This is a genomic window from Nitrospinota bacterium, from assembly GCA_035528715.1.
In the GTDB taxonomy this organism is placed as follows: Bacteria; JADFOP01; JADFOP01; order DATKYB01; family DATKYB01; genus DATKYB01.
The window spans coordinates 1-5,709 of the sequence record DATKYB010000004.1 but is presented as its reverse complement, the minus strand read 5'-3'; the positions used below and the strand labels follow the sequence as shown (position 1 = coordinate 5,709).

General features: G+C 35.6%; 8 protein-coding genes. 3 read left to right on the top strand and 5 right to left on the bottom strand.

All coding sequences use genetic code 11. From position 1 onward, the window contains the following. Nucleotides 1–519, bottom strand: a 519-nt coding sequence (locus tag VMW81_00235; protein ID HUU49375.1) for a tRNA guanosine(34) transglycosylase Tgt, incomplete at its 3' end; no start/stop codon positions are given. 121 nt (nt 520–640) lie between these two features. On the opposite strand from VMW81_00235, the gene VMW81_00230 reads away from it, so the two are divergent. After that, nucleotides 641–1,552 carry a TIM barrel protein gene (locus VMW81_00230; GenBank protein HUU49374.1) on the top strand — a complete coding sequence of 304 codons (912 nt, stop codon included), beginning with the start codon at nt 641–643 and terminating at the stop codon, nt 1,550–1,552. A 20-nt stretch (nt 1,553–1,572) separates the two neighbouring features. After that, complete coding sequence (locus VMW81_00225; GenBank protein ID HUU49373.1) at nt 1,573–1,830, top strand: hypothetical protein; 258 nt, start codon at nt 1,573–1,575, stop codon at nt 1,828–1,830. Here VMW81_00225 and VMW81_00220 read toward each other — a convergent pair. Genes VMW81_00220 through VMW81_00205 form a run of 4 tightly spaced genes read right to left on the bottom strand, consistent with a single transcriptional unit; the run spans nt 1,827 to nt 5,227 of the window. Continuing rightward, nucleotides 1,827–2,435 carry a response regulator gene (locus VMW81_00220; GenBank protein ID HUU49372.1) on the bottom strand — a complete coding sequence of 203 codons (609 nt, stop codon included), beginning with the start codon at nt 2,433–2,435 and terminating at the stop codon, nt 1,827–1,829. The genes VMW81_00225 and VMW81_00220 overlap by 4 nt on opposite strands. Next, on the bottom strand, nt 2,428–4,173 hold the full coding sequence (locus VMW81_00215) for an ATP-binding protein (GenBank protein ID HUU49371.1): 1,746 nt from the start codon (nt 4,171–4,173) through the stop codon (nt 2,428–2,430). Before VMW81_00215 ends, VMW81_00220 begins: the two co-directional genes overlap by 8 nt. Before the next feature lie 3 nt (nt 4,174–4,176). Continuing rightward, nucleotides 4,177–5,046, bottom strand: a complete 870-nt coding sequence (locus tag VMW81_00210) for an HDOD domain-containing protein (GenBank protein HUU49370.1) — start codon at nt 5,044–5,046, stop codon at nt 4,177–4,179. Beyond that, nucleotides 5,033–5,227 (bottom strand): hypothetical protein, encoded by a 195-nt coding sequence (locus tag VMW81_00205; GenBank protein HUU49369.1) that lies wholly within the window; start codon nt 5,225–5,227, stop codon nt 5,033–5,035. The genes VMW81_00210 and VMW81_00205 overlap by 14 nt, the downstream gene beginning before the upstream one ends. Before the next feature lie 208 nt (nt 5,228–5,435). On the opposite strand from VMW81_00205, the gene VMW81_00200 reads away from it, so the two are divergent. Continuing rightward, on the top strand, nt 5,436–5,709 hold a 274-nt coding region (locus VMW81_00200), incomplete at its 3' end, for a DUF188 domain-containing protein (GenBank protein HUU49368.1).

Below are 5,709 nucleotides of genomic sequence, written 5' to 3'. Positions count from 1 at the left end.
ATAAGGGGTACATTCATCGAGAACCACCATAATATCTGAACCTAAAATGCCTTGAACCTCAATTACCTTTTCAGGAGTCAATTTTTTAAGGGAACCATCAATATATGACCTGAAGACAACACCATCATCGTCTTTCTTCATTATACACCCCCTTTTCTCTTGTTCTTTCTTCAGGTATCTCTTCCCTTTAATCTCCTGAAAAACCTGACCATGGTTCATACTGAATATCTGAAAACCACCAGAATCTGTCATAAGAGGCCCATCCCAGCCAAGGAATTTATGGAGCCCTCCTATCTCGGCTATCACTTCCGTTCCAGGTCTTAAATAGAGATGATAGGTATTCGCCATGAGGCCATGAATACACATTTCTTTTAGCTCATTTATTGTAAAGAGCTTAGGAGCACCTTTGGTTATGAGAGGAAGAAAGGCCGGTGTTTCAATCAACCCATGAGGTGTTGTGACTATCCCCGCCCTTGCAAACGTCTTTTTATCTTTAGATAACACTTGAAAGGAAAACATTTTATCATATTAACTTTTATAAATCGTTTCATTCGAGAAAAAAAGGATCAATGATATTTACTAAAAAATTCATTTATGATATTATACATTAAAATTCAATACTTTTGAATAATTCTGTTTTATGTTAGGAATATCTACAGCGTGGAAATCTGATAAAATAAAGGATGCTAACAGACTATTGGATGAGCTTTCAAAGACGGGTCTCTATGGTCTCGAATTAGAGTATCGGATCTCCCAAGAGATGTATCAAGAAATGAAACCGGCCTTAAAAAAGAGTGTTTTTAAGGTCTTAAGCATCCACAACTTTTTCCCTGTACCTGACATACTTCCCGTAAATCAGGGAAGCGGTGATGCTTTTAGATTCTCCTCAGAAGATGAGGATGAAAGAAAAAAGGGGATAGAATATACAAAAAAAACCCTACAGATTGCCCATGATTTAGAAGTGAGAGCAGTGATACTTCATCTTGGAAAAGTCCCTATTAAGACAGATGTAAAGAAGTTATTTGAACTTTATGATTCAAAAAAGATTCATAAATCAGAGGGAAAGAATCTTATTGAAAAGATAAAAAAAGAAAGAGAAGATAAGAGACAGAAACCCTTAGACAATGTTCTATTCTGCCTCGAGAAACTTCATAAAGAAGCAGAACGACTCAATGTCTATATAGGAATAGAAAATAGGTACTTCCCTGATGAAATCCCGAATTTTGAAGAAATAGGGGTCATTCTAAAAGAATTCAAGGGTGGCATGGTTAAATATTGGCACGATGTGGGTCATGCTCAAACTCAAGAAATTTTGGGTTTTGAAGAAAAAAACAGGCTCCTTGGAAGCTATTCAAAAGAGATGATAGGAATTCATCTTCATGGTGCCTCTGGATATAATGACCATTATGCTCCTAATGATAATATAGACTTTTCTTCTATAAAAGATTATATAACACCAGAGACAATCAAGATAATTGAGGCTCACTCCAAGGTCAGGTTAGAAGAATTAAAAGAAGGGGTGAATTATCTATATTCCAGTGGAATCCATTAATTTTTTATAAGGAGGGCAAGATGCAGGAAGAAAAGGTAGGTGTTGTAAAGCAGTATTTTGCAAAACCGGAGGTCGCTGCAATAGAGCTGACTGATGGTTCTCTAACAATTGGTGATAAGATTCATATCAAAGGTCATACGACTGATCTTGAAGAGTCTATTTCATCAATGCAGATTGAACACAACCCTGTCCAAGAGGTTAAAGCTGGAGATTTGGTTGGCATTAAAGTGAGCCAGAGGGTAAGACCGAATGACGAAGTATATAAGGTTGTAGACTAAGCACTGCTTTTTACTTCTTCTTTTTTCTCCTCTTTTGAGGTATTAGTCTGTCCTTTCTCTTCCTCTACTGGACTGTCATCCTTACCTTCCTTGCTCTCCTCTTTTTCGGCTTCTTTAACTTCTTGTCTGCTATCTTCTTTAGCGCCTTCTTTGCTCTCTTCTTGAGTGGCTTCTTTACTTTCTTGTTTTTCTTCTTCTTTAACGCCTTCCTTGGTTTGCTTCTTTCCCTTAATACCCGGGCCTATAAATCTTTGAATCTTCTCATGAAGTATCTGAAACTTGTAAGGTTTTACTATATAATCATCAGCTCCAACTTTTATGCCATCGATAACATCATTTTTCTGAGCCTTAGAAGTAAAGAGGATAATGGGAATCGATTTCGTCTCCTCATCCTTTTTCAATGCTTGGCAGACCTCATAGCCATTCATCTCAGGCATCAAAATGTCTAATACGATTAGGTCAGGCTTCTCCTCTTTAATTCTTTCCAAAGCCTCTTTTCCATTATAAGCCATGATCACATCGTAGCCTTCTGCTTTCAGGCTGAAAGAGACTGCTTTGGTTAACTGTACCATATCATCCACAATCAATATCTTCTTTTTACTCATTAGTCATCACCTCCTTTTTCTTTTCTTTTTTTGATGGAAATTTTAGCGTAAATTTCGTCCCTTTATTGGGAACACTTTCTACTTCAATTGTGCCTCTATGTTTTTCTACAATTTGTTTTACGATTGACAAACCCAATCCTGTTCCACCTATTCCCCGAGTATCAGAAAAATTCGCTCTGTAAAACTTATCAAATAAATAGGGTATATCTCTCGGATCAATCCCTATACCATGGTCCTCTATATCTATAATCGTCCACTTATGATCAGACTTAACATTAACCTCTACTTTTCCACCATCCGGAGAATACTTTATGGCATTATCTATCAGATTGAGAAGTACCTGCATCATTTTATCCTCATCGCAAAGAAGTTTAGAGATGTCCGTCAATATGTTGAATTCTATCTTGCATTTAGTGTCTTGATTCTCAAAATTTCGTATAGCCCTCTTGATGATGCTAACCGGATCAACAGTGTCTAGCTCCAATTTAGATTTCCCAGACTCGATCCTGGATAGATCTAAAAGATCACTAAGAAGGTCTGTAAGTCTGTCAATCTCATTATCAATAATCTCGAGAAATTCTCTAACCATATCTTTGTCATCAAGACATACATGATTTAGAAGTGCGTCTACATTTGCCTTCATTGCTGCAAGAGGAGATCTAAAGTCATGGGATACGCAAGATACAAATTCATCTTTCAATTCGTCTATCTCTCTTAAGCGCTCGAGTTCCTTTGTTGCCGCCATGTGGCTGCAAACAAAGATGATGTCACCAAGGGTGCCATCCTGCCCTGTTAGGAAGGATGCGTTTATCCCCACGGGCATCATAATCTCTTCGTTTAATATATAGTCGAGCTGGTAATTCATAACAAAACCATCTTTCATTATCTGTGCTCTAATCCTGTCTATGTTTCTCACCATATCAATGGAAAATATATCTTTGTAATTTTTCCCTATGATATCTGGATCAGACAAACCAAACAAGGCCGTGGCATTTCTATTGATCTGGTTAAGAGTCCCCTCCCTGTTAATAGTAAAAATTCCATGATTTATGCTTTCCAATATATTGTAAAGATAGCTTTTGGTCTCTGTTAATCTCTTATACAATTTTTCATTTATTAACGCTGTAGTTACTTGGCTTGATACAAAATTCACTCTTCTTATATTTTCCTGAGAGTAAACATTCGTGTCTTTATCAGTAATAATAGATAAAAAACCAATGTTGTCTCCTTGATGTACCATAGGAAGTATGCTCATCATTCCATTACCTTCCTTATTCGAAAGTCCCTGTTCGAAAAATGGCAAGACTGTCCATCTCTCCTCTTTCATAATCCAATCTGTAAGGTTTTTATCAAGGACAAATCGACTCTCTGCCTCTTTTTTCTTTATACCTCTCACTTCTTTTATATAATAAGAATTTTTCTTTTTCTTATAGAAATAAAGGATACAGGCTTTATAATTGGTGATTTCATAGACCAGATCTAAAAAATTTTTGATAATCTTATCTATATCATGAATAAATAAGACCTTTTTCGTTGTGTCGTGAAGCAGTGTGAGTTGTTCAATTTCATTATTCAAACATTTAATTGTATCTTTAAGGGAAGCGATATCGTTTCTTAATCTCAGATCTCCAATGGTATTTTTCTGGGAGTCTATATTGTTCTCCAGCTCTTGATATTCTGCTTCGGTTTGATCGGTAGTATTCTGCTCTTCTAATTTAGTATCTCTTATATCACTCATATCTTAATCAATAAGGGATAAAAGTTCTCTTGCTTTATCCATCTCTTCATCGACCTCAGGGAGAAGCTTCTCAATAAAGGAGAGATCAATATCCAACAATTCCATGGCTGTCTCATCAATAACAGGAATCTTTTCATCACCTCCAGAACCTAGACCAAGAGCTCGAGTGATGATATCTGCGAGATGAACGACGGATGCCATTCTTGAATTGTCTAATGCCGATTTAGGATCATGGTGAAATTCAATAACTTCTTCTAAAACAGGGGGGAGATTCCAGTGTTCTCCAAGCTTTTTTCCTATAAAAGAATGATCAATGCCTAATACTTCTCTTTCTGCTTCTGAAATGAGGATATCCTTTTCTCCAACCCGTTTTATAATTTCCCCAAATTCATCTCTAAGATATTGAAATAAAAGTAGCCTTCCAATATCATGGAGCAATCCTCCAATAAAGGCCTCTTCATATTTTTTTATTCCTAATCTTTTTGTCATTACCTTTGAAACAACACCACACCCCATAGAATGTTCCCAAAATTTCTCAACATTAAAAGATAGACATGCCTTTCCATCTGAAAAGATATTAAAAATAGAAGCGGTTAAGATAATATTCTTTATATTATTAAATCCAAGGATAACTACAGCCTGACTCAGGGTATTTATCTTTCTTGGAAACCCATAAAAAGCAGAATTAACCAATTTTAAGACTTTTGATGTCAGGGCTGGATCCATTCGGATTGAATCACCGACTGTAACTGCTGATGTCTTAGGATTTTCAATGAGTTGGGTTAGGTTGTCTGCTATACCAGGAAGGGTAGAAAGATCCGTTATACTGGATAATATTCTTTTGAGCTTCTCATTAAAATCAACGTCTGACATTTTCTTGTGTCTCCTCATTATTTTCACTATTTGAAACTTTAGAAAACCGATATTCCTTAATCATCTCTAAAAGCTTCTGCATGATTTCAATATCCTTTACCTTTGAAAATTTCTTTTCTAATTCTTTATCTATCTTTTCCATCTCTTTATTTATTGCCTCTGAATCAGTTGCTTGATTCATATCGTTATATCCTCCTTTACTTTTAATGAACGTATTACACCCTTATTAAGCTTTTTATAAAATTAACAGGTATTTATTGAATATATATATATATATATATTTTTAATAATTATCGGCTTAAATCAGGTAGTTCTTTAGTCCTATTTTTGACTTTCAATCCTTGAAATAGAAGAATAAAATAAGTTATTCAACAATTGAGAAGGTCAACATGAAATTAATTATAGATGCTGATTCCTGCCCAGTAAGAGAGATTGCTATAAAGATTGCCAAAGAAAATAGAATAAAAGTCTTAATAATTTCCAGCATTTCTCAAAATCTTGATGGAGAAGAAGGGATATCCATCAGATTTGTTGACTCTTTGCCTCAAGAAGCTGATATAGCTATCATCAATTCTTCTGAAAAGGAAGACATCATTGTAACTTATGACCTGGGCCTTGCTTCCATTGTTCTCAGAAAAGGTGCAAAGGTCATCTCTCCTGATG